Origin of the sequence: Streptomyces sp. Mut1 (assembly GCF_030719295.1) — a bacterium.
GTDB lineage: Bacteria > Actinomycetota > Actinomycetes > Streptomycetales > Streptomycetaceae > Streptomyces > Streptomyces castrisilvae.
Map to the genome: position 1 here is coordinate 3,084,890 of NZ_CP120997.1, position 25,616 is coordinate 3,110,505.

Here is a 25,616-nt window from a genome sequence, read left to right on the forward strand (position 1 = left end):
GTCAGACCTTCTCGTCGGTGCGGTGGCCGGCGTCGTCGTCGTTCCTGCGGCGGCGGGAGACGACGTAGAAGGCGCCGCTGCCGGCGACGAGGGTGACGCCGACGCCGATCACGCCGGCGAGTCCGCCGGAGAGCCGGGCGTTGGAGACGTCCTTGACGCCGTAGTCGGCGAGCGGGGAGTCCTTCGCCGCGTGTTCCTTGGCCTCCTTGTCGATGCCCTTGTCGGTGGCGACCTTCTCCAGGCCGTCCGGGTTGGCGGAGGCGTAGTAGGAGACGAAGCCGGCCAGCACGAGGGCGGTGATCAGGCCGGTGGCCCACAGGCCGCGGGTCGAACGGTGGGCGGGCGCGGGCTCGGGCGTGGGCGCGGGGGCGTCGACCAGTTCGCCGTCGACGCGCAGCTTGAGCGGGGCTGCGAGACCGCGCGCGCCGTGGACCAGGTCGGGGCGGACGGCGATGACGGCGCCGACGGTCAGCGCGGTGATCAGGGCCTCGCCAAGGCCGATGAGGACGTGCACGCCGACCATGGCGGTGAAGACCTTGCCGATCGGGATGTCCGTGGTGCCGCCGATCCAGTACATCAGCGTGAAGGCGCAGGCCGCGGCCGGTACGGAGACCAGCGCGGCGACGAAGGAGGCGACGGTCATGGAGCGGCGGGTGCGCGGCAGCACGCCGACCAGGCCGCGGAAGAGGGCGTACGCGACGACGGTCGTCACGATGCCCATGTCGAGGATGTTGACGCCGAGCGCGGTGAGCCCGCCGTCGGCGAAGAGGATGCCCTGCATGAGCAGGACGACGGATATGCAGAGCACGCCGGTATAGGGCCCGACGAGGATCGCGGCCAGCGCCCCGCCGAGCAGATGGCCGCTGGTGCCGGCCGCCACGGGGAAGTTCAGCATCTGTACGGCGAAGATGAAGGCGGCGACGAGCCCGGCCAGGGGCGCGGTCCGCTCATCGAGCTCGCGGCGGGCCCCCCTCAGACTGACGGCGACGGCACCGGCGGCGACGACGCCCGCCACGGCGGATACAGGTGGGTTGATGAATCCGTCGGGTACATGCATGAGGGAGGCTCCGCTTCCTGCGTTCCTGCGTTGCTGCGCCGGGTGCGCGGGGTCATGAACCTCTCGCGGGGTCATGAACCTCTCAATGATAGGACCCTGTTGCGAACGATTCGCAAGAGCACGTCAGTCACAACTGCACAGGACTCCCATGATGCTCTTTACGTAAAATATGGGACATTAGAGGACAAAGCTACATACACAGGAGGAGAGCCGGCCCATGTCCCCCGTGATCCATGAACATGCCAGAGCCCGGCTCGTCACCGACGCCCGCGACCTGCCCGTCGTCCCGGTCGAGCTGCGGTACGACAGCTCCGACACCCCCGCCACCGTCCGCGTCGCCTACCCCGGCGGCACGGAGTGGGCCGTCGAGCGCGAGCTGCTGGAGCGGGGGCTGCGCTACCCGGTCGAGCAGGATGGCTGGCGGATATGGCCGTGCGGCCGGGTGCAGCTGGTCGTGGAGCGGCACGACGCGGCCGGCGTCGATGTGGTCCAGTTCGACAGCGCCCCGCTGGTCCGCTTCATACGGCGTACGCACCGCGAGACCCCGGCGCCCGAGGCCACCCGAGCCTGAACGCGGACATGGCGAGAGCCCCCGTGCACGACGCACGCGGACATGGCGAGAGCCCCCGTGCACGATGCACGGGGGCTCTCGTCGCCCCGGTCCCCCGTCCCCACAGGTAACCCGGGCTCCCGGGGCCGCGCCCCGCGTCGGACGCGGCCCCGGAGTTCAGCGGCTCTTCCGGCCCAGCGGCTCCCGGGGCCCAGCGGCTCCCGGGGCCCAGCGGCTCCCGGGGCTCAGCGGCCCCGGGAGCCGGTCGGCTCAGACGCGGACCAGCTCGCGCTCGCCCCCGGCGTCCGGGCCGGAGTCGCCGGCCGACGGCTCGTCCAGATCCTTGCGCAGCCCCTCGCCCTCGACGTCCACATTCGGCAGGGCCCGGTCCAGCCAGCGCGGCAGCCACCAGGCGCGCTTGCCGAGCAGCGCCAGGACGGCGGGCACGATGGCCATGCGGACGACGAACGCGTCGAAGAAGACGGCGATGGCGAGCGAGAAGCCGATCATCTTGATCATCGACTCGCTGGAGCCGATGAACCCGGAGAAGACCGCCATCATGATCACGGCCGCGGCCGTGACGACCCGGGCCCCGTGGTTGAAGCCGGTGACGATGGCCTGGCCGGGCTTCTCGCCGTGGACGTACGCCTCACGCATCCGGGTGACGAGGAAGACCTCGTAGTCCATCGCCAGGCCGAAGACCACGCCCACCATGAAGATCGGCATCATCGACATGATCGGGCCGGTCTGCTCGACCCCGAAGAGCGAGGCGAGCCAGCCCCACTGGAAGACCGCGACGACCGCGCCCAGGGCCGCGACGACCGAGAGCAGGAAGCCGAGCGCCGCCTTGAGCGGCACCAGCACGGACCGGAAGACGACCATCAGCAGCAGGAAGGCGAGGCCGACGACGAGTGCCAGGTAGGGCAGCAGCGCGTCGTTCATCTTCTGCGAGAAGTCGATGTTCATCGCGGTGGAGCCGGTGACGAGCACCTCGGCGCCGGTGTCGGACTTGATGTCCTTGCCCGCGTCGCGGATCGCGTGGACCACGTTCTCCGTCTCGACGGAGCTGGGCCGGTCCTTCGGGACGACGGTGATCATCGCCGCGTCGCCGGCCTTGTTGAAGGTGGCCGGGGTGACGGCGACGACGCCCTTCATGTCGGCGATCTCGTCGCCGACCTGCTTGGCCACGGCCTTGCCGTCGGCGCTGCCCTCCGTGTCCACGACGACCAGCAGCGGGCCGTTGAAGCCTGGGCCGAAGCCGTCGGAGAGCAGGTCGTAGGCGCGGCGCTGGGTGGTGCTGGTGGGCTGGGAGCCGTCGTCCGGCAGACCCATCTCCAGCGAGGCGGCCGGCACGGCGATGGCGCCGAGGCCCAGGACGCCGACGAGCAGCACCCACACCGGCTTGCGCAGCACGAACCGCGCCCAGCGGGTGCCCATGTTCGGCTTCGCCTCGGGACTGTTCTCCGCCTCGGCGGCCTTGCGCGCCTTGCGTCCCAGGACCCGCTTGCCCGCGAAGCCCAGCAGGGCCGGGACGAGGGTCAGCGCGATGAGGACGGCGATGGCGACGGTGCCGGCCGCGGCGAAGCCCATCTTGGACAGCATCGGGATGTTGACGACGGCCAGGCCGACCAGCGCGATGACCACGGTGAGCCCGGCGAAGACGACCGCGGAGCCGGCCGTGCCGACCGCCCGGCCCGCCGCCTCCTCGCGTTCCCGGCCCTCGGCCAGTTCGGCGCGGTAGCGGGAGACGATGAACAGCGCGTAGTCGATGCCGACGGCGAGGCCGATCATCATCGCGAGGGTGGAGGTGGTGTTGCCCAGGTCGAGCACGTTGGCCAGGGCGGTGATCGTGGAGACGCCGATGCCGACGCCGATCAGCGCGGTCAGCAGGGGCAGCCCGGCCGCGATGAGCGAGCCGAAGGTGACGACGAGCACGACGGCGGCGATGGCCACACCGATGACCTCGGTGGCGCCGGTCTCCGGCATCACCTGGAGGGCGTCACCGCCGATCTCCACGGTCATCCCGCTCTTCTGCGCCGTCTCGCCCGCGTCCTCCAGGGCGTCGCGGGTCGCGTCGGTCAGCTCCATCGAGTTGACCTTGTAGGTGACGGAGATGTACGCGGTCGAGCCGTTCTTGGAGACGGCATCGCCCTCGTACGGGTCGACGACCGAGGCGATCTGGTCGGAGCCCGCCTTCAGCTCGCGGGTGATCTTGTTGACCTCGGCCTTGTTGGCCGCGTCCGTCACCTTCTCGTGCTCGGGTGCCTTGAAGACGACGCGCGCGGTGGCGCCGTCGGCGCTGGCGGCGGGAAAGCGCTGTTCCAGCAGGTCGAAGGCCTTCTGGGCCTCGGTACCCGGGATCGAGAAGGAGCTGGACGTGGCGGTCGACGCGGAGGCCGCGCCGACTCCGGCGAGGGCCAGCAGTGCCACCCAGATCAGGGCGACATAGCGGCGGCGCCGGAAGGCGAGCCGTCCGAGCTTGTAGAGGAATGTGGCCACGGAGGCGTACTCCCGGTCAGGTCGGTGAGTGGAAATGGGCGTGAGGAACCAGCCCGACGACGAGAGCGGCGTGTCAGGTGGAGCTTGGGGAGAGGGCCGTGCGGGAAAGCGCGCGGGGACCGATACGGTCAGGCTCCGAGAGCGGGGATGATCACGGAGTCGACGTAGTCGAGGAGGAATGCCTGGTCGACGGGGCGGTCCTCGACCAGCTGCCGGGTGGCGAAGGCACCGATCAGCATGTGCGGTACATATCTGAGCGCCGGATTGTCCGGGCTCACCTCTCCCCGTTCCACGGCTCGGCGCAGCAGCTTGTCGAGACCCGTCATCTCGGGTTCGACCAGCAGTTCGCGCAGGGCCTGGAGGAGGTCGGGATTGTTGTGGACGGCATGGCTCAGACCCCGCATCAGCGCGGCGTCCTTCTCCATCTGACAGTCGTCACTGCGGCTGAGAACGGCATGGAAGTCACCACGGAGCGAGCCGGTGTCGACGTCGCCGAGGGTGCCGGGTTTGTTGTGCCGCAGAGCCGTGACGACGAGCGCCGGCTTGTTCCCCCACTGGCGGTAGAGGGTGGCCTTGCTGGAATGCGTACGCGCGGCGACGGCGTCCATCGTGAGGGCGTCGTAGCCGACCTCACGGAGCAGGTCGAGCACGGCGGCGTACAGCTCGCTCTCACGCTCGGGCGTGAGCCGTGTGCGTGCCATGGGTCGACCTCCTTCCTCCGTGGGCCCGGCGGGCGGCGCGTAAGCTGCGCATAAGTAAATCGAACGAAACTGTTTCGTACACGAGAACGGTACTGCACCGCCCCAGCGAAACGGAATGGTTTCGCTTGTGTCCCGCGCCACAGAGCGCGCGGGCATCCCCCTGAGTTGCCGCCGCCCCCGCGCGCGGAAAGCATGGGTGGGGTGAGTGACGACGTCTCGTATCTCCGGTTCCCGCACCTCCACGAGGATCTGCTCTGCTTCGCGGCCGAGGACGATCTCTGGGTCGCCCCGCTCGCCGCCGAGGGGGAGCGTCCGGGCCGGGCCTGGCGGCTGACCGTCGACCGCACCCGGGTCAGCCATCCGCGCTTCTCCCCCGACGGGACCCGGATCGCGTACACGACCTGGCGCACCTTCGACCCCGAGATCCACCTCGCCCCGGTCGCGGGCGGCCCGGCCCGCCGGCTCACCTACTGGGGCTCGACCGACGCCCGGGTCTGCGGCTGGTCGCCCGACCCCGGCGACGCCTCGCAGATCCTCGCCGTCTCCTCGCACCGCCAGCCGTTCTCGTACTTCTCCTGGGCCTACAGCGTCCCCACCGACGGCAGCCCCGGCGGCAAACTGCCCTGGGGCCCCGTCTCGGACATCGCCGTCGCCGACATCGACGGCGAGCGCCGCTCCCTGCTCCTCACCGGCACCCCGCCGCACGAACCGGCCGCCTGGAAGCGCTACCGGGGCGGGGCGACGGGACGGCTCTGGCTGCACGGCGAGCGGCTGCTCCCGGACATCGGCGGGCATCTGGACTCCCCCATGTTCGTCGGCGGCCGGATCGCGTTCCTCTCCGACCACGAGGGCGTCGGCAACCTCTACTCCTGCCGCCCCGACGGCTCCGGACTGCGCCGGCACACCGACCACGACGCGTTCTACGCCCGGCACGCGTCGAGCGACGGGCGGCGCGTGGTCTACCAGTGCGCGGGCGAGCTGTGGCTCGTGGACGACCTGGAGACGCCCGACGCCGTGCCTCGCAGGCTGGAGGTCCGCCTCGGCGGCCCGCGCGCCGGACGGCGTACGTACCAGGTCCCGGCCGCGAGCAACGTGGACGCCCTGTCCGTGGACGAGACCGGCCGGGCGAGCGCCGTGTCGGTACGCGGCAGCCTGTACTGGCTCACGCACCGCGACGGGCCCGCCCGCACCATCTCCGACACCCCCGGCGTCCGGGTGCGGCTGCCGGAGATGCTGGGCAGCGGCGGCCAGGTCGCGTACGTCACCGACGCGGAGGGCGAGGACGCGATCGAGATCGCCCAGCTGCCGCGCGCCAGCGACGACCGCCCGACGCGCCGCCTCGCCTCCGGCCTGATCGGCCGGGTCCAGGAGCTGGTCGCCGACCCGGACGGCGAACGCCTCGCCATCGCCTCGCACGACGGCCGCCTGCTCCTCCTGGACACCGACGAGGAGACGTCGACCGGCGAGCCGGCCGAGCTGATCCGCTCCGTCAACGGCCCGGTGCGCGACCTCGCCTTCTCCCCGGACGGCGCCTGGCTGACCTGGTCGCACCCCGGCATCGGCCGCTCGCTGCGCAAGATCAAGCTGGCCCGCATCCTGGGCCCCGGCGAGCCCGCGATCGTGGACGTCACCAACGGCCGCTTCGAGGACGAGAACCCGGTCTTCACGGGCGACGGCCGCTATCTCGCGTTCCTGTCCTGGCGCGGCTTCGACCCGGTGTACGACGTGCACACCGGGGACCTGTCCTTCCCGCTCGGCTGCCGCCCCTACCTGGTCCCGCTCTCCTCGGCGACCCCGTCCCCCTTCGCCCTGCTCCCCGACGGCCGGCCCGCGGCGGGCGGCCTCGACCCCATCGACACCGCCGAGGCCGGGGCGGCCGAGGGCTCGACGGTCACCGTCGAGTTCGAGGGCCTGGAGAGCCGGGTCACGCCGTTCCCGGTCTCCGCGTCCAAGTACTCGGCGCTGCACCCGGTCAGCGGCGGCGGGCTGGTGTGGCTGCGCTGGCCGATCTCCGGGGCGCTCGGCGAGACCTTCGCCAACCCGTCGGACATGTCGGGCCGGCCGACCCTGGAGCACTTCAGCATCGCCAAGGCGAAGAAGACCGAACTGGTCAGCCATCTCGACTGGTTCGCCGTCAGCGGCGACGCCTCCCGCCTGGTCGTCATGGACGACGGCGAACTGCGCGCGGTCCCCGCCACGGAACCCGGCGACCTCGACTCGACCGTCTACCTGGACCTGCGCCGCATCCTGCACGAGGCGGACCCGGCGGCGGAGTGGCGGGGCGCGTACGACGAGGCGGGCCGCATCATCCGCTCCTACTTCTGGGAGCCGGACATGTGCGGCATCGACTGGCCGGCGGTCCTGGACCAGTACCGCCCCCTGGTCGAACGCGTCGCCACCCCCGACGAGTTCGCCGACCTCCTGCGCGAGGTCCTCGGCGAACTGGGCACCTCCCACGCGTACGTCTCCCCCGCCCGCCGCAACGAGGGCCCGCCGCACTACCAGCGCGCGATCGGCCTGCTGGGCGCCAACTTCGCCTGCCGCGACGGCGAATGGACCCTGCTGCGCATCCTCCCCGGCGACTCCTCCGACTCCAAGGCCCGCTCCCCGCTGGCCGGTACGGGCATCCGCGAGGGCGCGGTCCTCACCCATGTGGACGGCCGCCCGGTCGACCCGGTCACCGGCCCCTACCCCCTGCTCGCCGCGGCGGGCGGCACCACGGTCGAGCTGACCTTCCGCCCCGCCGAGGGCGGGGGCCGCTCCCGCCGCGTGGCGGTCGTCCCCCTCATCGACGAGCGCCCGCTGCGCTACCAGGACTGGGTCGCCAAGCGCCGCGAGGTCGTACGGGGCCTGAGCGGCGGCCGCTGCGGCTACCTCCACATCCCGGACATGGGCGGCTCCGGCTGGGCCCAGTTCAACCGCGACCTGCGCATGGAGGTCTCCCGCCCGGCGCTGATCGTGGACGTACGGGGCAACGCGGGCGGCCACATCAGCGAGCTGGTCGTCGAGAAACTCACCCGCACCATCCTCGGCTGGGACCTGACCCGCAACGCCCAGCCCGTCTCGTACGCCTCCAACGCCCCCCGGGGCCCGGTCGTCGCCCTCGCCGACGAGGCCACCTCATCCGACGGCGACATGATCACCGCCGCGTTCCGCCTGCTGAAACTGGGCCCGGTGGTGGGCCAGCGCACCTGGGGCGGCGTGGTCGGCATGACCGGCCGCCACCGCCTGGGCGACGGCACGGTGATCACGGTCCCGATGAACGCGGCGTGGTTCGACACGTACGGCTGGTCGGTCGAGAACCACGGCGTGGAACCGGACGAGGAGGCCCTGCGCACCCCCCTGGACTGGGCAGAGGGCCGCCACGCGGTCCTGGACGACGCGGTCCGCATCGCCCTGGACCTACTGGCCGCCCACCCCCCGGCCACACCACCGACGTACGAGACAGCCCCGAACCGCCGCCGACCGGCGCTGCCACCGCGGTAGGAGGACCCTCAATACTCGACAGCAGGGCCGCTCCCTGACACGTCGTGCCCGGGCGGACTGGACCCGGTAGCGGTCAGAGCCTCAGCATGAAGGCGGGGTCGACGCCCATCGCGGCCACGCCCTCGCGCACCGAGTAGTGGAAGTGCTTGATCTCCGACACGAGGACATCCCAACTCACGGGCGTGGTCCAGAAGTCCGGCGTGGCGACGGAGCCGATCCGCCAGCCCTGACCAGAGTTCGCGATGCGGATCACCCCCTTCTCGGCCTGCATCGAGTCGAGCTCGAAGTCCTCATGGCCGGCCTGGGGACTCTGGAGCCAGAGCGCCACGTGATACGCCAACTCGGCCACGGGGAACTGCCCCTCGGACCACGCCGTCCGCCCTCGTTCCCGGATTGACAGCTCTGCCTCGATATCAAGAAGCAGCACCTCCACGGGAGCCTCATGCGGAGTGAGGCCCCGCCGCGGCAGATCCGACAGGCCGAAGTCTCGACAGACCAACCGCAACTGCCCCGCCCCACAAGGTCTGGGGCCCCCTACGCGTCCGGGCCACCCAAATGTCAACGACCGTACCAGCACGCTTCAGGTGCCGCGCGCTATCGGATGGGCGGGATTCCGCGGGCCGAAACACCGGCAGGAGCTGCCGCACGGATCACCGAGAACTCCGGAGTCGTCGAAGAAGTCCAGCATCTCGTCGAGGCCGTCGTCGGCCGCCTCCCGCGACGTCCAATTCTCCTTCTGCCAAGCCCTGTCACTCAGCCTGCCCAGGTACTCGATCAACTGGTCCCGGACCCAAGGGGTCAGCAACCCCGGCGGGTTCATGGCTCATTCCTTCCTCTGTCGAAGTCAACGCAACGCCAGTACCGCCACCCCGAGAAGCACCACTCCCCCGAACCAACCCAGCGTTCTCACGACGACACCCCATCCAGAGATTCCGGCAACAGCGGCCACGCCCGTGCCGCTCTCCCGCCTCAGGGAGGACGGCTCGGACCAGAGGTAGGCCGGCGCACCCGAGCCAAGGAGCACGCAGGCTGCGAGCCAGTAGCCGGCGCTGACGGCGCGCAGAGAACCTCTCATGCAGATATCCGCGAGAACAATGAGAAAGGCCAGCAGAATAGCCCACTTGAGCCATGCCAGTGCGATGAACCGCCAATAGAGAATGGGGACCAGGATGGAAAGTCCGCCCAGGCTGGACAGCGGATCGGCCGAGTCGAGCGACACGCCTTCGTCTGCGGTGCCGAGGCGCAGCCGAATCAAGTCGGTGAACTCCTCTTGCGTATTGGGACTGCCGGGAGTTTCCGCGGAATGGTAGGTGAGTTCCTTTTCGCCCAACAGCCCGACGGACCAACGTGCCCGCACTTCCATCGGAGAGACGTAAACAACATGCATCGCCGTCGCCCGCCCGCTCCGCAGGTCGCTCAGCAGCTCAGACATGTCAGCTCCTCGCGGAAAGACATTGGACGCCGCCGCCAGGCATCCCAGCAGGATCATCAGTATTGCGCCTGCCCGAATGGCCCTGCGCGCTGACGTCATACCCGCAAGTCCTTCCATCACGCGTAGGTGAAGGCTCCTCCGTACGGAGCGGGCTGTCGGCCCCCGATGCCGGGAGGGCGCAGCCGCGCAGATCGTAGTCGGCTGGGCCCAAGTCCCGGCCAGCGGCTACCGATTCCGGCGGGTGCGGGTGTGGTCAGGCGTCGTTGGGGTCGTTGGGGTCGGCCGGTGTCGTCTCGCCGAGCATGGCGAGGGTCAGGACGTTGCCGGAGATGCCCCAGCCGCCGTCGGCGACCTCTTCGACCAGCACCATGGTGTTGTCGCGGGCGCGCTCGCCGTAGAGCTCGACGTACAGCTCGGTGGTGCGGGTGACGATCTCCTCCTTCTGCTTCGGGGTGAGGGTCTTCTCGGGGACCTTGAAGTTCGCGAAGGGCATGGCTGGTTGTTCCTCTTCTCGGTGGGGCCGGGTGATCGTCTGAGGGTGGTTCAGATGATTCCGCCGTTGGCGCGGATGACCTGTCCGTTGATCCAGTGGCCGGCCGGTGCGGCCAGGAACGCCACGACCTCGGCGATGTCGGCAGGGGTGCCGAGGCGCTCCAGCGGGGGCTGGGCGGCGAGGCGGGCGATGGTCTCCTCGTCCTTGCCGTCGAGGAAGAGGTCGGTGGCCGTGGGGCCGGGCGCGACGGTGTTGGCGGTGACGTCCCGGCCCCGCAGCTCCCGGGCCAGGATCAGTGTCAGCGCCTCGACCGCGCCCTTGCCGGCGGCGTACGCGCCGTAGCCCGGGAAGGCGAGCCCCACCACGGACGTGGAGAACGTCACGATCGCGCCGCCGGGGCGCACCCGCCGGGCCGCCTGCTGGACGACGACGAACGTGCCGCGGACGTTGGTGCGGAGCAGGTCGTCCAGGACGGCCAGGTCCAGCTCGGCGATCGGTGCCAGTTGCATCCGCCCGGCCGCGTGGACGACGACGTCGACCCCGCCGAACTCCGCTTCGGCCGTGTCGAACAGGGCCGCGACCGCGTGTTCGTCGGCGACGTCGGCGCGTACCGCGATCGCCCGGCCGCCCCCGGCGACGGCCTCCTTCACGGCTGCCTCGGCCTCGGCCCGGTTGCCGGCGTAGCCGACCACGACGGCGTACCCGTCGGCGGCCAGCCGGCCGACGGTGCGGCGGCCGATACCGCGCGAGCCGCCGGTGACGATCGCGACACGGGGTGAGGCGGAGGGCTGGGCCAAGGCGGCGGTCCCTTCGAGGGGAGTGGGGGTGGGCATGGCTGACTCCTGTGGTGAGTGGGGGCGGGGCCGCCGGCTCGCCGTTGCCCCGCTGTCTCCTCCACGATCCGCCGGTTCCCCGCCCCCAGCCAGGGCTGCGTCCACCCAGGGGATGCCACCCCCTGGCTGCGCTCCTGCGTACGAGGGACGATGGAGGGGTGAACCTGCCAGAACTCGGCGCCTTCCTCAGGACGCGCCGCGACCGCATCCGCCCCGCCGAGGTCGGCCTCCCCCAGGGCCCGCGCCGGCGCGTCCCCGGGCTGCGCCGCGAGGAGGTCGCCCAGCTGGCGGGGCTGTCGGCCGACTACTACACCGAGCTGGAACGCGGCAGCGCGAAGAACGGGGTACAGCCGTCCGCCCAGACCCTGGCCGCCCTCGCCCGAGCCCTGCGCCTGAACGGCGACGAGCGCGACCACCTGTTCCACCTGGCCGAACGGCTGGTGCCGCCGTCCGCACACGGGCCATCGGCGCATGTGCAGCCCGCGCTCCTCGGACTCCTGGACCGGCTGTCCAACACCCCCGCACGCGTCATCACCGACCTGCACGAGACCCTGGTGGAGAACGACCTGGCCCGGACCCTGCTCGGCCGGTCCCCGGCCCTGCGCGGCCCGGCGGCGAGCTTCGTGTACCGCTGGTTCACCGACCCGCGGGCGCGCGAGATCTACCCGCCAGAGGACCACCCGCAGCACTCCCGGGTGTTCGTGGCCGATCTCAGGGCAGCGGCCGCCCGGCGTGGCCGGGACGCGGAGGTCACGAAGATGACCGCCATGCTGCGCCGCCGCAGCCCGGAGTTCGCGGCCCTCTGGGACACCCACGACGTCGCGGTGCGCCGCATGGACCACAAGAGGATCGTCCACCCCATGCTCGGCGTCATCGAACTCGACTGCTACAACCTCCTCAGCGAGGACGGACGCCAACGCCTGCTGTGGTTCACCGCCCCGCCCGGAAGCCAGGGAGCCGAGCAGCTGGAACTGCTGTCCGTCGTGGGAACCCAGGAGATGGGCGTCACGCGGGACTAGGGCCTGTCGTCCGTCTCGTCCGCGTACAGCTCCGAGGTGTCCGCGTCACGGAGCTTCTCGATCACCCGCCGAAGGTCGTCGAAGGCACGCTGTTCCTCCCGGGGGGATACCCGGCCGCCGGACAGAAGACTGTCCCGCGCTCCCCGGGCCCGGGTATAGGCGTCGAAGCAGATCAGGACCTGCTCGACCAGGGCCTGAGGCGGTGGGGAGGGCTGCTGCGCAGGCATGACTCGACTCTCGTCCGGCCGGAATTTGCTGGTCAAAGGGAAGAGGGGCGCCGAGAAGGCGTTCCGGGCGGAGCTTGCGGCGCGCGCCGAGGATGCGGTGCGTGCGGCGCGCGCCGAGGATGCGGTGCGTGCGGTACGTGCGGTGCGTGCGGTACGTGACGACGAACCGGGCCCTCGGCCTGCGGGCGTCGCTCCGCCCGGAGGGAGACAGCGCTCCGCTCCGGGGTGATGAACGGGACTCCGCTCAGGTCCGCTTCAAGCACGTCAGGGCCGACGGCGAGCCCGCTCGACGGCTTCCCGCACACGCGGCCGGCCGTACGACGGTTCAGCTCACCTCGCGGCCGGACGGCATCACGGCCACACGGGCCGACGGCTTCACAGCCACGCGGGCGGACGGCTTCACGGCCACACGGCCGGACGGCTTCACAGCCACACGGGCGGACACGAAACGGCAGGGGCATGGCACGCCTTCCCGGGCACGACGACAGAACTGCCGACCAGACTTCCCGGCGCACCACCCGTCCCGAAGAACGAGCCACCACCCATGCTAGCCCGGCGCCCCGAGCGGATCTCGGGCAGAGCCGGGTTCTCCGGCTTCGACGTGCCGCGGGTCCGCCCAAGCCCTATCCGGGCTCGGGATCGTCGTGGATGGTCAGTGCTCCGGCGAGGTCGAGATCGGCGACGGTCCCGTGCGCCCCGGCGCGGACGAGCAGCACCGCGCCGAGCGCGGTGCTCCAGAACGTCCTGGCCTCCACGTCGAGCGGTCGACGGGCCTTCCAGCCCCGCCCGTCGATGAGCCGGCTCACGAAGCGCTCGGACTGCTGGAACAGCAGCTGGAGGTGCTGGTCGACCACGGGGGCGAGTTCGGGCTTGGAGATCCCGGCGGCGAGTGCGCGCGCGACCGACGGGAGCGAGGGCATGGCCAGTACGGCGCGGGCGATGTTGCGCCGGAATGTCGCCGCGTCAGGGGCCTGGCGGCCGATGCGCTCGATCCGTCGGGCGTCGTGCAGCAGGCCGAGGAAGGCGGCGTGCACGAGGAGCGAGTCCTTGGAGCCGAAGTAGTACGTGACCTGGTTGGGGAAGGCGCCCGCCGCGTTCGCGATCTCCGCGACGCTCACCTCGGCCCCGGGGCGCTCCTTGCAGAGCTGTGCGGTCGCCTCGATCAGCCGGCGCCTCGTCGTGCGACCGCGGTCGCGCGACGGAGCCGATGTCGGTCGGGCTTCGGTTCGCTTCTTCGCCACCCTCGAATTGTATGTGATACAACAAAGCCGTTCTCTTGTATCGCATACAAGAAAGGTTGAAGGGTATGCACCGGACTGAAGTCGTCGTGACCGGACTCGGCGCGATCACGCCGCTCGGGGCAGACGTGGCGTCCACCTGGGACGCCCTGCTCGCCGGCGAATCCGGCATCCGCAGCGGCGTTCTGCCTGGTCACGAAAGTGTCGGCCTTCCCGATGTCCTCGGGGGGACGATGGCGACCGACCCCGCCGGGCTGCTGCCGCCGGTACGGGCCAGGCGGCTCGACCGCTCGCAGCAGGCGGCCCTGGCCGCTGCGGCCGAAGCCTGGGCCGATGCCGGCGCCCCGGAGGTGGACCCCGACCGCCTCGCATCGGCGATCGGCACGGGCATCGGTGGCGTACGTACGCTGCTGAAGGAGGACGACGTACTGGAGGCGTCCGGGCCCCGGCGCGTCTCACCCCGTACGGTCCCCATGCTCATGCCCAACGCGGCGGCGGCGCTGATCAGCATCGAATACGGGGCACGGGCCGGGACCTACACGCCCGTCTCGGCGTGCTCCTCCGGCGCCGAAGCCATCGCCCTGGCCGCCAGGCTCATCCGCGCCGGGGAGGCGGACATCGTCATCGCGGGCGGGACCGAGGCCGCCATCACCCCGATCACCGTCGCCGGCTTCACCCGGGCTCAAGCGCTGTCACGGCACACCGCGGAACCCGCTTCGGCCTCCCGGCCGTTCGCCGCGGACCGCAGCGGATTCGTCCTCAGCGAGGGCTCGGCCGTCATGGTGCTCGAAAGCGCCGAGCACGCCGGCGCCCGGGGCGCCCGCGTCCGCGCGGTGCTCGCGGGCGCCGGCATCGCGGCCGACGCCCACCACATCACGGCGCCCGCTCCCGACGGCCACGGCCAGGTATCGGCGATGCGGAAGGCCCTGACGGGGGCCGGTCTGGCTGCCGAGCGGATCAGCCACATCAACGCCCACGCCACCGGAACCCCGGTCGGCGACGTCGCCGAGGCCCACGCGATCGGCGAGGTGTTCGGCCACGCCACCGTGACGGCCCCCAAGGCGGCGCTCGGCCATCTCTTCGGCGCGGCAGGCGCGATCGAAGCGCTCATCGCGGTCCTCAGCGTGGAGCACGGCGTCATCCCGCCGACCCGCAACCTCACCACGGCCGGAGTCGGCCCCGACATCGACCTCGATGTCGTCACAGAGCGAAGGGACGTGCCCCAGGAGGCCGTGCTCAGCAACTCCTTCGGCTTCGGCGGACAGAACGTCTCACTCGTCGTCACCGGCCGTGGGTCCCACTGACGGCACCCCGACAACCACGATGTCACTCTGACAACCACCATCCGGCTCAAGGGCCCCCGAAACCAGGCCCGTTGACAGACCGGGCACACCCCGGGCGCGCGTATCCGCCGCGTTCCGCCGTGTTCCGCCGCGCTCCGCCGCGCTGGGGAATCCGTACGACAACGCCCCCGCGCGCGGGGCACCATGGCCGCATGGCGCGACTCCACGACATCGTCTTCGACAGCGCTCGGCCCGCGGCCACGGCCCGCTTCTGGGCGGCGGCCCTGGACGGTTACGCCGTCGCGCCCTACGACGACGCGGAACTGGCCCGCCTGCGCTCCGAAGGCATCACCAGCACCGAGGACGACCCGACCGTGCTGGTGGAACCGGCCGACGGAGGACCCCGCCTGTGGTTCCAACTCGTACCGGAGGCCAGGACGGTGAAGAACCGCGTGCACCTCGACCTGCTCGCCACGGACCCGGAGGCGGAGATCCGACGCCTGACCGCTCTCGGCGCGACCGTCCGGACCCGGCACACGGACAACATCGTGCTGGCCGATCCGGAAGGCAACGAGTTCTGTCTGTCTCCGACGGATCGGTGAGCGCCGGGCCCGTTCACTGCCGAGACGATCCGCACATGTCCGGTGTGCCCGCGACATCGGCGCGGAACCGGACTTCCGACAACGGTCGGTCCAGTCGCGGCGCGAGTGTCGCGCGTCAACCACCCGCGTGAGCATTTCGGGTGATCCTGCATCTCAACGCACCCACGTATTCCCGGATTCCGCGGCCCCATGACGAGAAGGCGCCTCGCGAAAACGAAACGTTGGATACGATGGCGCGTCCAGCCATGTCAAGATCGGGGAGGGATTTGCATGGTGGTGCATCCGCTGAATCAAGGGGACCCGGGTGTTATCTCGGGGTACGTGCTCCAGGGCCGCCTGGGAACGGGCGGAATGGGGACCGTATACCTGTCGACCACGCGCGGCGGGCAACCGGTCGCCATCAAGACAGTGCGTCCGGATCTTGCGATGGACCCACGATTTCGACAGCGGTTCGAACAAGAGGTTAAGGCTGCTCGACGTGTGCGGGGGCGTTATATCGCAAACGTATTGGACAGTAACACCGAAGGCCCTATGCCCTGGCTGGCCACAGAATACGTTCCGGGCGTATCCCTGGCGCAGGCTATTTCCAATCACGGGACACTCCCACTCAGAACATGCCTGGGGGTGGCGGCCGGCGTTGCGAGCGCCCTGGAAACCATCCACACCGCCCGCGTCATCCATCGTGACCTCAAGCCCGGCAACATCGTCCTGACACAAACCTCCCTGTCCGTGATCGACTTCGGTATCGCGCGGGCTCTCGACTCGGATTCCCTGACGGGCGCCAATACCCGCATCGGCACTCCGGCCTTCATGGCTCCCGAACAAATCAAGGGCAATGCGCCGACCACGTCGGCAGCTGACGTGTTTTCCCTGGGATTGACTGTCCATGTCGCCATGACAGGACTCCACCCCTTCGAGAAAGAATTATTCGCCGCCATCCCTTATCTACAGGATGACGCACCGGACCTCACCGCTTGCCCGGAGCCGCTGCGGCCCCTGATCGGCCGCTGTTTGGCAATGAACCCCGCCGACCGCCCCACAGCCACCGAGGTGGTTGCCGCGTGCCGGGAGGTAGGCACCCGACTCGGCCTGACCGAGGTGCTGCCCGAGGCCGGGTGGCTGCCCGGACAGTTCACCGAGGTTTCGGTATCGACACCGCCCCCCTCACCCATTCCGCCGGGCAATTTCACAGTTCCACCTCCGCCAGAACCTGCCGCCAGGAATTCGAGAAAAAGGATCGCCGTAGGTTCCACGATAATCGCCGCCGCAGTAGTCGCAGCGCTCACCGTCTGGATCGCCCCCTGGAACGGCAACAGCGACGACGACAAAGGGAACCGCGCCTCGGACAGCAGACCGAGCGCAGGAGCGACCGCTTCCGATTCCCCGGGAGAGCCCCCGGAAGAGTCACCAACGGATTCATCGACAGAAAAACCTCCTGGCACGAAGGAGGACGAAATGAATCTCAAGGAGCGCGTGGACCAAGGGCTGAGAGATTGCGAGAGCGCGAAATCCCTCTATCAGATCGACGGGGCAAATGCCACGCTCTCGTGCAAACCCAGGTACGGTCCGGGCACGGTGATCTCCGAGTTCCAAGCAAACCAGATCGCCGTGACTGTCGCCTCCTTCACCTGGGGTTCAGACGAATACCAGTCGTTTCTCGAAAGCGAGGAAAAGGAAGTCGAGGATGACGGAGCGCGCGGCGAGCAGAAGGCCGACCCGAGCAAGCTCCCACTCCTGGACGTGAACGATTTCCCGTACCGTGGCCCGGTGCAGAATAAAGAGGGAACGAACATCGGCGAAGTGTTCACCCACGCGAACGTATGGAAGACCTCCACGATCACCTGGACATTCACGAATGACTATTACGTCGACTCACACGACGAGTACTTCGTGATCACGGCCAAAAGCAAGGACAGGGAAGCGCTCATGAAGTGGTGGAACGACTGGCCCATTTAGGAGTGGCCGGTCCCGGACACCTCGGCCGGCCCCGTCCGCCCGGCCCCTCCCCCGCACCGCCTTGAGTCTCCCGTAGCGGGAGACGTCACGCTGGGTCCATGGACGGCAGCGCGCTCTACTCGATCGGGGAAGTCGCCCGGCGGACCGGACTCAGTGTCAAGACCATTCGGTTCTACTCCGATCGCGGCATCGTGACGCCGGCCGACCGCACCCCGGCCGGTTACCGCCGCTACACCATCGACGCCGTCGCGCGCCTCGAACTCGTGCGGACCCTGCGGGAACTGGGGATCGACCTGCCGACCGTCCGCAGGGTGGCCGATCAGGAACTCCCGCTCCCCGAGGTCGCCGCGGCGCACGCGGACGCCCTGGCCATCCAGATACGCGTCCTGCGCCTGCGCCACGCACTGCTGACAGCGGTGGCCGAGCGCCGGCTCACCCCCGAGGAGACCGATCTCATGCATCAGCTCGCCCAGCTTCCCGAGGACGAACGCCGCCGTCTCGTGGACGACTTCCTCGGCGCGGTCTTCGACGGCCTCGCGACCGACGACCCGGCGCTCACCGGAGTCGCCCGCACGATGACGCCCCAACTCCCCGCCGCCCCCGAGGCCGAGCAGACCCGTGCCTGGGCCGAGTGGGCCGAACTGACCCTGGACCCCGAGTTCCGCGCGTACGCGCACCACTTGTTCGGGGACCTGGCGGACGAACGGGCGCGGAGCGGGACCGCGGTCCCCCGCCCCGGCTTCGCCGCGACCGTCCGCGACCTCGTCGCCCCCGCCCTGGCCGCCGGCACCGACCCCGCCTCGCCCCCGGCCGACCCGATCGTCACGGCCCTCGTGGCCGCCTACGCCCGCATCGACGGCCACGCGCAGGACGCCGGCCTGCGCCACCGGCTGCTGCTCCGGCTGGAGACCGTGAACGACCCCCGCCGGGAGCGGTACTTCCGACTCCTCGCGGTCATCAACGACTGGCCCGCCCCGGAGAGCCTGACCCCCGCGCTCGACTGGGCCACCGAGGCCGTACGCGTACGAACGCGGTGACCCCACCCCGCCCTACGCGCCCCCGGCCGCCGCCTTCGCCGCCGTCTCGATCCTCGCCCGGTGCGCGCCCATGGCCGCCGCGTCCTTTTGGACCGCGAACGCGGCCGTCGTGCCCGTCGTGTGGTCGAGCTGTTCGCGCAGGATGTCGGCGTGGCCCGCGTGCCGGGCGGTCTCGCCGAGCAGGTGGACCATGATGTCGACCAGCTTCACCTCGGGGCTCGACCACCAGGGCACACGGCCGGGGGCGTCGAGGGCGAGGGCGGCGATCGTCGCGTCCGTGTGCGCCCAGACGCGGCGGTAGCGGTCGGTGATCTGCTCCCGGGTCTCCCGCTCGGTCGCCCACATCTCGGCGCCGTCCTGCTCCGGGTCGTCCCACCGGGGCAGGGGCTCCGGGAAGGGCCGGCCGAAGACGTCGCCGAAGTACCGCGCCTCCCAGAGCGACAGGTGCTTCACCAGCCCCAGCAGGTTGGTCCCGGTCCACGTCAGGGGCCGCCGGATGTCGTACTCCCCGAGCCCGTCGAGCTTCCCGAGAACCGCCTCGCGCGCCGCCCGCAGATTCTTGTGGAGGCGTGCTTTCGCGTAGTCATCAGTCATGCCTACCGACTCTGCCAGCACGGGCGCCACCCCGGCACACCACCCCGGCACACCGGCACCCGCGAGCCCGCACACCGGCACCCGCAAGCCCCGCGCGCAGCCGGGTTCCGGCCGCGTTTGTCGCCGGTCCCCCGCAGATTTGTCCGCGATCGGTAACAGAGGCATCCTCCGGGCCGCATTCGTATGTCCTCGTGGGGGCAAGGCAGGCAGGCGCGGCACCGGCAGCGACGGCGAAGTGACAAAGGGGCGGGCGGACATGGCGAAGCACAAGGGACGGGCTTGGCACAGCCGGCTTCTCGCGGCGGCTCTCGGGGTCACGGCGCTGGCCGCGGCCACCTCGGTATGGACCGCGCAGGCCGGCACCGCCGACGGAAAGCAGTCGCCGGCGCCCATATCGTCGCCGTCCGCCTCCCACCACGACGACGACCGGCCCGCGACCGAGAAGGTCGCGGAGGACATCGCCCACGCCTCGGACCAGGGCGCCAGGGGCGTCAACATCACCATCGACGACGGACCGGACCCCACCTGGACGCCCCAGGTACTGCAACTGCTCAAGGACAAGGGGGTCAAGGCCACGTTCTGCATGGTGGGCACGCAGGCCCAGGCCTACCCGAACCTGGTCAAGGACGTCGTGGCGGCCGGGCACCGCCTCTGCAACCACACCGTCTCGCACGACGTGACCATGGACAAGAAGTCCGAGGCGTACCAGACCAAGGAGATCCTGGACGCCGAGCGGATGATCACCAAGGCCTCGGGCGGCGTCCGGCCGCAGTACTACCGCGCCCCCGGCGGCGCGTTCACCCCGTTCAGCCGCAAGCTCGCCGCCTCGCACGGCATGCGCCCGCTCGGCTGGAACGTCGACACCAAGGACTTCGAGCACCCCGGCGTCGACGCCATCGTCGCCACCGTCAAGAGCGAGATCTCCAACGGACCGACCGTCCTCTTCCACGACGCGGGCGGCGAACGCTCCCAGACGCTCGCCGCGCTGGGCCAGGTCCTGCCCTGGCTGCGCGAGCAGGGGTACTCCTTCGGCTTCCCCGTGCGGTAGACCGCGTGAGGACACCGCCACCGATGAGTTTCCGGCGCTCCCGCCGTCTACCTCTTGACGAAGGGAGCGCACCATGCGCCAGATCATCGTTTCCACGTTCCTGACCCTCGACGGCGTCATGCAGGCACCCGGTGGCACCGACGAGGACCGCGAGAGCGGTTTCGAGTGCGGCGGCTGGCAGGTGCACGCCTCCGACGAAGAGGTCGGCGAGGCCATCGCCGGCTGGTACGAGGACACCGAGGCCATGCTGCTCGGCCGCAAGACGTACGACATCTTCGCCTCGTACTGGCCGAACGCCGACCCGGACGACCCGTTCACCGACCGGATGAACAGCATGCACAAGTACGTCGCCTCCCGGACCCTGGCCTCCGTCGAGTGGCAGAACTCCACGCTCCTGGAAGGTGACACCGTCGATGCCGTACGCGCCCTCAAGGCGTCCGACGGCGGCAGCATCAGCGTCGTCGGCAGCGGGGACCTCGCCCAGACCCTGATGCGCGAGAACCTGGTCGACGAGTACCGCCTCACCATCCACCCCGTGATCGTCGGCTCAGGCAAGCGGCTCTTCGCCGACGGCGCGATCCCCACCGCGCTGGAGCCGGTCAGCATCAAGGCGACGAAGGGCGGCACGGTCCTGGCGGTCTACCGCACGACGGGCAGGCCGACGTACGACAGCTACCAGTAGCCCCCGCCGGCCCCTCTCCAAGAACGTTCTCCATGCGCACGCTCATCACCACCGCCTTCGTCTCCCTCGACGGCGTCGTCCAGGCCCCCGGCGGCGAACCGGGCTACCGGATCTCCGGCTGGACCTTCAAGGACGTCGAGTTTCTTCCCGAGGCGTACGAGATCAAGGGCCGGGAACAGGAGGAGGCCGGGGCGCTCATGACGGGGCGCATCCGGCCCGCAGGACTGCCCAGCTACGACACCGCCGTGGGGTGCTTGTGCTCCAAGGCGTACAACTCGTAGGGGACGGTTCCGTTGTCGGTCTGCCGGTCGGATGTGCCGACACGGGTGAACCCGGCTTTGGCCAGGACGCGGCCGGATGCGGGGTTGTCGGGGTGGTGCGCGGCCTCCAGCCGGTTGAGGCCGGCGGTGGTGAAGGCTACGGAGACGACCTGCTGCGCGGACTGGGTGGCGTAGCCGTGGCCCCAGGTGTCTTCGCGGAGGATGTAGCTGATGGTGCCCATGGCGGGGGTTCGTCGCCGCAGGGAGATCAGGCCGATCATCTCGTGTGCGGTGAGGATGCCCCAGCTCCACTGTGCACGCGGGGTTTCGGCGGCCCGGTCGAGGGCGGTGCGGATCTTCTCGTGGGCCTGGTCGAGCGTGAGGGGTTTGCCGGTGGTGTGCCGGATGGAGGCACCGCTGTAGACGCGGGTGAGGGCGCGCGCGTCGTCGGGGCGCAGGGCGCGCAGGGTCACCATGCGGTGGTCAGCTCCTTCGCGGTGGGCCGTTCGGCGGGATCGGGGGCCAGGCACGCGGTGATGGCGTCCTCGAACGCGGGGAAGGGCCACGGGCGGACGTTGCGCAGCGCGGTGGTGGTGCCCTTGGCGATGGCGGCCAGCTTCTCCAGCCGGTCGAGGTCGTTGTCGTAGGGGACGGGGCGGTGGCCGGTCCAGCACCAGAACAGGGAGGCGCCCAGGCTCCAGATGTCGGAGGCCGGGTGTGCCTGGATGTGGGTGTCGGCGGGAGTGGAGAGGATCGCGGTGGCGATTTCGGGGGCGGTGGTGTGGGTGAGGGCTCCCCGGTACGGGACGCGGCGGCGGTCGTCGGGGCCGCAGGCGAGGGCGTAGTCGATGACCGCCGCCTGGCCGTCGTTCATGACGAGGGTGTTGGTGGGCTGGACGTCGGCGTGAGTCCAGCCGGCGGCGTGCATCCGGGCAAGGTGCTGTGTCCAGCTGCGAGCGATGCCCGCGAGCCACGGGCGGACCGTGGCGCGGTCTCCTTCGGGCCCGCGAGCGAGGGCGAGGGCCCGCCATAGGGGTGCGCCGTCGATCCAGTTGACGGCCAGCCACCGGCCGCCCTCCCACGTCCCGGCGCCCGCCCGGAAATCGGGGCTGATGGCGCCGACGGCCGTGAGGCGAAGAAGGTGGTCGTCCTCCTGAGTCATCTCTGCGGCCTTCTCATGGGCGTTAGCGCCATCGGGGTCGTTGGCCTTCACGGCGACCGCTCCGCCGGGGCCCTGGACCTTCCAGACCCGGGAGCCGCGCCGGTCGCTCAGGAGCTGGATCGCGGTGGGGTTGCCGGTGTGTCCGGTGAGGAGGGCGACGGCGTCGGTGGGGGGAGGTGGTCCCTGGCCCATGTGCGGATGTCCTTCCACTGGGTGGGGGTGTGCTCGAACACGTCGCGTCCGTCGTCGTCGGCCGCGGCCAGCGCGGCGGCCAGGTCGGGGGTCGCGTGCAGGAAGCGGGGGTCGCGGCGGCGGACGGCTGCCCGCACAGGGAGGAACGAAGCGGGGGCGGCCGGGATTCGGTGTCCGGCCGCGGTGACTTCCTCTTCGCCCGCGTAGAACTTGCCGAACATCACCCCGACCGGTCCGTAGAGGTTCTTCAGCGCCCAGTGCGGCCAGGCCAGCAGGCCCCTGTGCCCCATGCCGGGCACCTCGCCCAGCAGGACGATGTTCTCGCACCGCAGAAGGCCGTGGGGCCGGCTCAGTAGGGGCCGCAGCCACTCCGCTGCTTGGGCGCCCGCGTGGAAGAGCTCCGCCTGGACGGCTTCGGCGTCGCCGTCTGCGCGGTAAACCGTCCAGGTCGTCAGGCCCTGTTGGAGGGAGGGTGCCAGGTAGGGGCAGTGGGCGGTCATCCGGTGTGCGTAGTCACCGATGTCCACGGAGCGCGGTCGGGTGGTGCCGGCCTCGACGAGGCGCAGCGCCCCGGCGGTGGGCCGGGGCGCTGCGCTCATACGGCTGGTGGTCACCGGCTGGCGGTCTCCGGCTGGTCGGGCACGATGTCGCCGTCGCCGCCTGCGGGGCCGCAGTCCCACTCGGCGACCACGATGCCGTTCTCCTGGTAGCGGGCGATGGCGTCCCGGTCGACGTTGCCGTGGGCGTCGGTGAACCAGATCTCCGGCAGCGGTCCGTACACCTCTTCGTAGGCGGTGACCCAGGCGATCGGGCCGTGGCCGTTGTTCGCGACGTGACGGATCGGCCGGCCGGCACTCTCCTGGCACAGGGCCTCGTAGGCCGGGGTGCCGAGCAGGTCGTGCCACGCCTTGTCCACAGCCGGGGAGAACATCTCCGGTGCGCTCTGGCCGTTCTTGAAGCGTTGGCCGGTGATGGTCAGGAACCGGCGCAGCTCGGTCGTTGCGGTGCTCATGGTGGTGCCCCTCTCGGTGTCGAGTGGTGCTCGCCCCATCCCGGATGGGAACAGGGGCGGTGCCTGGTGGTGCCGTACGCCGCGCACCCGGGGTCCGTTGGTGCGCGTACGAGGCGGGCGTGGCACTGGGTTCGACGCTACGGATGCCACCGGTCGAGTCTCAACAAGGTTGCGGATAATTGCGGAACTTCACTCCAGGACGTCGATCGCGGCCCGGATGAGGTCGCGGGCCGCGTCGCCGTAGACGGCCATCTTCGCCAGGCCGGTGAACGCCTTGGCGTAGTCGGCGAGCTCGCGCGGCTGCTTGACCTTGATCTCCGCCGTCAAAGTCTCCACCACGGCGGTGGTGTCGTCGTGGAGGTAGAACGCCTCCAGCGGCCACACGGTGCGTTGCGCGGTGAACGGAATGATCCCCAGCGAGACGGAGGTCAGCGGCATCACCGTCAGGAGGTGACGCAGCTGGCCACGCATCGCCTCGGAGCCGGCGGTGCGGTAGCGCAGGACCGCTTCCTCCATGAGGACGACGTAGCGGTGTCCGCCCTCGTAGAGGAACCGGGAGCGGGCGACGCGGGCGGCGACCGCTTCGGCCACGTCGTTGGGGGTGCCCTGGAAGGCGGTGATCTGCTCCATGAGGGCGGTGGCGAAGCCGGGCGTCTGGAAGAAGCCGGGCGGGACGTTGGAGACGTAGGCCCGGCAGACGCGGGTCTGTTCGTGCAGGGTGTTCCAGTCCTGCTGGACCTTGCGCATCCCGTCCTTGTGCAGGCGGCGCCACTCCAGATACATGGAGTCGACGGCACGGGCGGTGGCGATGAGGTCGTCAGCCTGGTCGTCCGCGTCGCACGCCGCGCACCAGGCGCGGATGTCCGCGTCGGAGGGCGGCGCGTCGCCCTTCTGGATGCGGGTGGTCTTCGCGGGGTGCCAGCCGCACCGGGCGGAGAGGTCCCTCCCGGTGAGGCCGGCGTCCTTGCGCAGGTGCCGCAAGCGTACGGCCAGCGCCTCACGCGCTGCCTGCGCACTGGACGACGGGGATGCGGTCACGGGGGTGCTCAGGGGCCTAGACGGTGTACTTCACGTGCGGGATGCCGCGCTCCCACACCGTCTCGAAGGCGGCGTGGCACAGCGCGACGGCGACCGGATCGGTGGTGCGCTCCTTGCCGTCCGATGCCCAGTCGCCGGTGCCGGTGAAGTGGTGGAACTGCACAAGACGGCCGTCAAGAAGCCAGAAGTCGTTACCGGGCAGCGGAATATCGGAAGCACGACGACGGGACAGCCAGCGCACGTCCTCTCCGGCCCGGAGGTTGAGCGGCGTGATGGCGTGCTCGTAGCGGATGTAGTCGGTGACCGGCTCGGAGACGATCCGTGCGCGGCGCATGACCACGCCGCGGGCGACCGCGTCCGTCACGAGCGGCATCCACTGGGGCCAGAACGAGCGGACGGGGTCGAGGTTGGGGACGCCGGTGCGCAGGAAGGCGGCGTAGTCATCCGTCTCGTCGCCGACGGAGTACAGGTCGCGCATCTCCAGGTGGTACGCCGTGTGGTGGGTGTCGGCGAGCAGCTCAGCGAACGTCGCGGTGTTCAGCTGCTGCGCGTTCAGCGGCATCGCACGCCTCCTTGAGAATCTGCACCATGCGGAACGGAAACCGAATCACCCGCTCATGCGGCGGGATACCCGTCTTGTGGCCGGCCACCCACTCGGTGGAGCCGATCAGGGCCTTGAGGAGGACATCGGCTTCCTCACCCTGGAGGACCAGGTCCGCGCTCTCCTCTTCCACCCACACCGTCGGTGATCCCTCGCCGCCGGTGTTCGGGTCGATGCCGACGAACCGTAACGTCATCACGTACTCCCCTTGGGTCGGGTTGCGCGTAGTTGCGAAGACCGTCCCGTAGGCCGCGACCGGTGTCAAGGGCGCGTCCGGGAGCGGGCACGGGCTGCGGATCGGCACGAAGTCGTCGGAATGCTCGGCACGCCGCGTCCGGCCAGTGACGACCATGACGCCCAGATGTGGTTCTCGGTGGTCACCGACGCCCCGTACTACTCCGGGAAACGCAACGTCACGGCATGAACGTTCGGGTCCTCACCGATCCGCTCGGCCGACTGTTGTGGGCGTCCCCCGTCCTGCCCGGGTCCGTCCACGACCTGACTCCTCGGGCCGGACGCCCGGCGGCCGGCGGACCGGGCACGGTACGCGGGCGTCAGCCCTCGGGTGGTCCGCAGGAGGGCCGCGGCGCCCCGTCCCCGGACCGGGCGGCCAC

The 25,616-nt window shown here is 70.4% G+C and carries 27 protein-coding genes and 2 pseudogenes; 11 read left to right on the forward strand and 18 right to left on the reverse strand.

From position 1 onward, the window contains the following. Position 1 precedes the first annotated feature (1 nt). The gene (locus P8A18_RS13160) at positions 2-1,057 is read right to left on the reverse strand and encodes an energy-coupling factor ABC transporter permease (protein ID WP_306054417.1); all 1,056 of its coding nucleotides are present in this window, start codon (positions 1,055-1,057) and stop codon (positions 2-4) included. 217 nt (positions 1,058-1,274) lie between these two features. Between P8A18_RS13160 and P8A18_RS13165 the strand changes: the two genes are divergently transcribed. Further along, a complete protein-coding gene (locus P8A18_RS13165) occupies positions 1,275-1,628 on the forward strand; it encodes an SsgA family sporulation/cell division regulator (RefSeq protein ID WP_306054418.1) in 354 nt (117 codons plus the stop codon). Between the two features lie 249 nt (positions 1,629-1,877). Here the strand turns inward: P8A18_RS13165 and P8A18_RS13170 are convergent, their stop codons facing one another. Together P8A18_RS13170 and P8A18_RS13175 are read right to left on the reverse strand one after the other, a co-directional pair. Continuing rightward, positions 1,878-4,106 (reverse strand): MMPL family transporter, encoded by a 2,229-nt coding sequence (locus tag P8A18_RS13170; RefSeq protein WP_306054420.1) that lies wholly within the window; start codon positions 4,104-4,106, stop codon positions 1,878-1,880. A gap of 128 nt (positions 4,107-4,234) precedes the next feature. Then, positions 4,235-4,807: a TetR/AcrR family transcriptional regulator gene (locus tag P8A18_RS13175; RefSeq protein ID WP_018551972.1), complete on the reverse strand. Its 573-nt coding sequence runs from the start codon at positions 4,805-4,807 to the stop codon at positions 4,235-4,237. A gap of 201 nt (positions 4,808-5,008) precedes the next feature. On the opposite strand from P8A18_RS13175, the gene P8A18_RS13180 reads away from it, so the two are divergent. After that, complete coding sequence (locus P8A18_RS13180) at positions 5,009-8,293, forward strand: S41 family peptidase (RefSeq protein ID WP_306054423.1); 3,285 nt, start codon at positions 5,009-5,011, stop codon at positions 8,291-8,293. A 73-nt stretch (positions 8,294-8,366) separates the two neighbouring features. Here the strand turns inward: P8A18_RS13180 and P8A18_RS13185 are convergent, their stop codons facing one another. From P8A18_RS13185 to P8A18_RS13205, 5 genes are all read right to left on the reverse strand, one after another. After that, entirely contained in the window at positions 8,367-8,726 is a 360-nt protein-coding gene (locus P8A18_RS13185) for a DUF7878 domain-containing protein (RefSeq protein ID WP_306054425.1), read from the reverse strand. Between the two features lie 147 nt (positions 8,727-8,873). Beyond that, complete coding sequence (locus P8A18_RS13190) at positions 8,874-9,113, reverse strand: hypothetical protein (protein WP_306054427.1); 240 nt, start codon at positions 9,111-9,113, stop codon at positions 8,874-8,876. A gap of 24 nt (positions 9,114-9,137) precedes the next feature. Further along, positions 9,138-9,725 carry a hypothetical protein gene (locus P8A18_RS13195; RefSeq protein WP_306054429.1) on the reverse strand — a complete coding sequence of 196 codons (588 nt, stop codon included), beginning with the start codon at positions 9,723-9,725 and terminating at the stop codon, positions 9,138-9,140. 253 nt (positions 9,726-9,978) lie between these two features. After that, complete coding sequence (locus tag P8A18_RS13200; protein WP_306054431.1) at positions 9,979-10,218, reverse strand: tautomerase family protein; 240 nt, start codon at positions 10,216-10,218, stop codon at positions 9,979-9,981. A gap of 50 nt (positions 10,219-10,268) precedes the next feature. Then, on the reverse strand, positions 10,269-11,051 hold the full coding sequence (locus P8A18_RS13205) for an SDR family oxidoreductase (RefSeq protein ID WP_306054433.1): 783 nt from the start codon (positions 11,049-11,051) through the stop codon (positions 10,269-10,271). Between the two features lie 158 nt (positions 11,052-11,209). Between P8A18_RS13205 and P8A18_RS13210 the strand changes: the two genes are divergently transcribed. Continuing rightward, complete coding sequence (locus P8A18_RS13210; RefSeq protein WP_306054434.1) at positions 11,210-12,070, forward strand: helix-turn-helix transcriptional regulator; 861 nt, start codon at positions 11,210-11,212, stop codon at positions 12,068-12,070. On the opposite strand, the gene P8A18_RS13215 is transcribed toward P8A18_RS13210, so the two are convergent. Together P8A18_RS13215 and P8A18_RS13220 are read right to left on the reverse strand one after the other, a co-directional pair. Beyond that, the gene (locus tag P8A18_RS13215) at positions 12,067-12,297 is read right to left on the reverse strand and encodes a hypothetical protein (RefSeq protein ID WP_306054436.1); all 231 of its coding nucleotides are present in this window, start codon (positions 12,295-12,297) and stop codon (positions 12,067-12,069) included. The two genes, P8A18_RS13210 and P8A18_RS13215, sit on opposite strands and share 4 nt — an antisense overlap. Before the next feature lie 623 nt (positions 12,298-12,920). Next, a complete protein-coding gene (locus tag P8A18_RS13220) occupies positions 12,921-13,538 on the reverse strand; it encodes a TetR/AcrR family transcriptional regulator C-terminal domain-containing protein (protein ID WP_306054438.1) in 618 nt (205 codons plus the stop codon). Between the two features lie 65 nt (positions 13,539-13,603). Here P8A18_RS13220 and P8A18_RS13225 point away from each other — a divergent pair, with 65 nt between their 5' ends. From P8A18_RS13225 to P8A18_RS13240, 4 genes are all read left to right on the forward strand, one after another. Continuing rightward, the gene (locus P8A18_RS13225) at positions 13,604-14,839 is read left to right on the forward strand and encodes a beta-ketoacyl-[acyl-carrier-protein] synthase family protein (protein ID WP_306054440.1); all 1,236 of its coding nucleotides are present in this window, start codon (positions 13,604-13,606) and stop codon (positions 14,837-14,839) included. Positions 14,840-15,030: 191 nt separating this feature from the next. Next, positions 15,031-15,420, forward strand: a complete 390-nt coding sequence (locus tag P8A18_RS13230) for a VOC family protein (protein ID WP_306054442.1) — start codon at positions 15,031-15,033, stop codon at positions 15,418-15,420. A 270-nt stretch (positions 15,421-15,690) separates the two neighbouring features. Further along, entirely contained in the window at positions 15,691-17,376 is a 1,686-nt protein-coding gene (locus P8A18_RS13235) for a serine/threonine-protein kinase (RefSeq protein WP_306054444.1), read from the forward strand. A 98-nt stretch (positions 17,377-17,474) separates the two neighbouring features. Further along, entirely contained in the window at positions 17,475-18,413 is a 939-nt protein-coding gene (locus tag P8A18_RS13240) for a MerR family transcriptional regulator (RefSeq protein ID WP_306054446.1), read from the forward strand. Between the two features lie 12 nt (positions 18,414-18,425). On the opposite strand, the gene P8A18_RS13245 is transcribed toward P8A18_RS13240, so the two are convergent. After that, positions 18,426-19,007: a DinB family protein gene (locus P8A18_RS13245; protein ID WP_306054448.1), complete on the reverse strand. Its 582-nt coding sequence runs from the start codon at positions 19,005-19,007 to the stop codon at positions 18,426-18,428. Positions 19,008-19,263: 256 nt separating this feature from the next. On the opposite strand from P8A18_RS13245, the gene P8A18_RS13250 reads away from it, so the two are divergent. The 3 genes and pseudogenes from P8A18_RS13250 to P8A18_RS13260 all read left to right on the forward strand — a co-directional run. Then, on the forward strand, positions 19,264-20,055 hold the full coding sequence (locus P8A18_RS13250) for a polysaccharide deacetylase family protein (RefSeq protein WP_306054450.1): 792 nt from the start codon (positions 19,264-19,266) through the stop codon (positions 20,053-20,055). Between the two features lie 73 nt (positions 20,056-20,128). Next, entirely contained in the window at positions 20,129-20,737 is a 609-nt protein-coding gene (locus tag P8A18_RS13255) for a dihydrofolate reductase family protein (RefSeq protein ID WP_306054451.1), read from the forward strand. 32 nt (positions 20,738-20,769) lie between these two features. Further along, positions 20,770-20,946: pseudogene (locus P8A18_RS13260) on the forward strand (dihydrofolate reductase family protein); the annotation flags it as partial. A gap of 23 nt (positions 20,947-20,969) precedes the next feature. On the opposite strand, the gene P8A18_RS13265 reads toward P8A18_RS13260, so the two are convergent. The 7 genes from P8A18_RS13265 to P8A18_RS13295 all read right to left on the reverse strand — a co-directional run bounded on the left by P8A18_RS13265 (position 20,970) and on the right by P8A18_RS13295 (position 25,198). Then, the gene (locus P8A18_RS13265) at positions 20,970-21,473 is read right to left on the reverse strand and encodes a GNAT family N-acetyltransferase (protein ID WP_306054452.1); all 504 of its coding nucleotides are present in this window, start codon (positions 21,471-21,473) and stop codon (positions 20,970-20,972) included. Then, positions 21,467-22,351 (reverse strand): protein kinase domain-containing protein, encoded by an 885-nt coding sequence (locus tag P8A18_RS13270; protein ID WP_306054454.1) that lies wholly within the window; start codon positions 22,349-22,351, stop codon positions 21,467-21,469. The genes P8A18_RS13265 and P8A18_RS13270 overlap by 7 nt, the downstream gene beginning before the upstream one ends. Next, positions 22,267-22,950, reverse strand: coding sequence for a DUF6875 domain-containing protein (locus tag P8A18_RS13275; RefSeq protein ID WP_306054456.1), 684 nt, complete (start codon positions 22,948-22,950; stop codon positions 22,267-22,269). The genes P8A18_RS13270 and P8A18_RS13275 overlap by 85 nt, the downstream gene beginning before the upstream one ends. 11 nt (positions 22,951-22,961) lie before the next feature. Then, positions 22,962-23,363, reverse strand: coding sequence for a hypothetical protein (locus P8A18_RS13280; RefSeq protein WP_306054458.1), 402 nt, complete (start codon positions 23,361-23,363; stop codon positions 22,962-22,964). A 189-nt stretch (positions 23,364-23,552) separates the two neighbouring features. Beyond that, on the reverse strand, positions 23,553-24,401 hold the full coding sequence (locus P8A18_RS13285; RefSeq protein WP_306054460.1) for a helix-turn-helix domain-containing protein: 849 nt from the start codon (positions 24,399-24,401) through the stop codon (positions 23,553-23,555). A gap of 16 nt (positions 24,402-24,417) precedes the next feature. Continuing rightward, positions 24,418-24,963: a DUF6879 family protein gene (locus P8A18_RS13290; RefSeq protein ID WP_306054462.1), complete on the reverse strand. Its 546-nt coding sequence runs from the start codon at positions 24,961-24,963 to the stop codon at positions 24,418-24,420. Beyond that, entirely contained in the window at positions 24,920-25,198 is a 279-nt protein-coding gene (locus P8A18_RS13295; RefSeq protein WP_306060877.1) for a hypothetical protein, read from the reverse strand. Before P8A18_RS13295 ends, P8A18_RS13290 begins: the two co-directional genes overlap by 44 nt. A 186-nt stretch (positions 25,199-25,384) precedes the next feature. On the opposite strand from P8A18_RS13295, the pseudogene P8A18_RS13300 reads away from it, so the two are divergent. Continuing rightward, positions 25,385-25,506: pseudogene (locus tag P8A18_RS13300) on the forward strand (transposase family protein); the annotation flags it as partial. Positions 25,507-25,616: the final 110 nt, after the last annotated feature.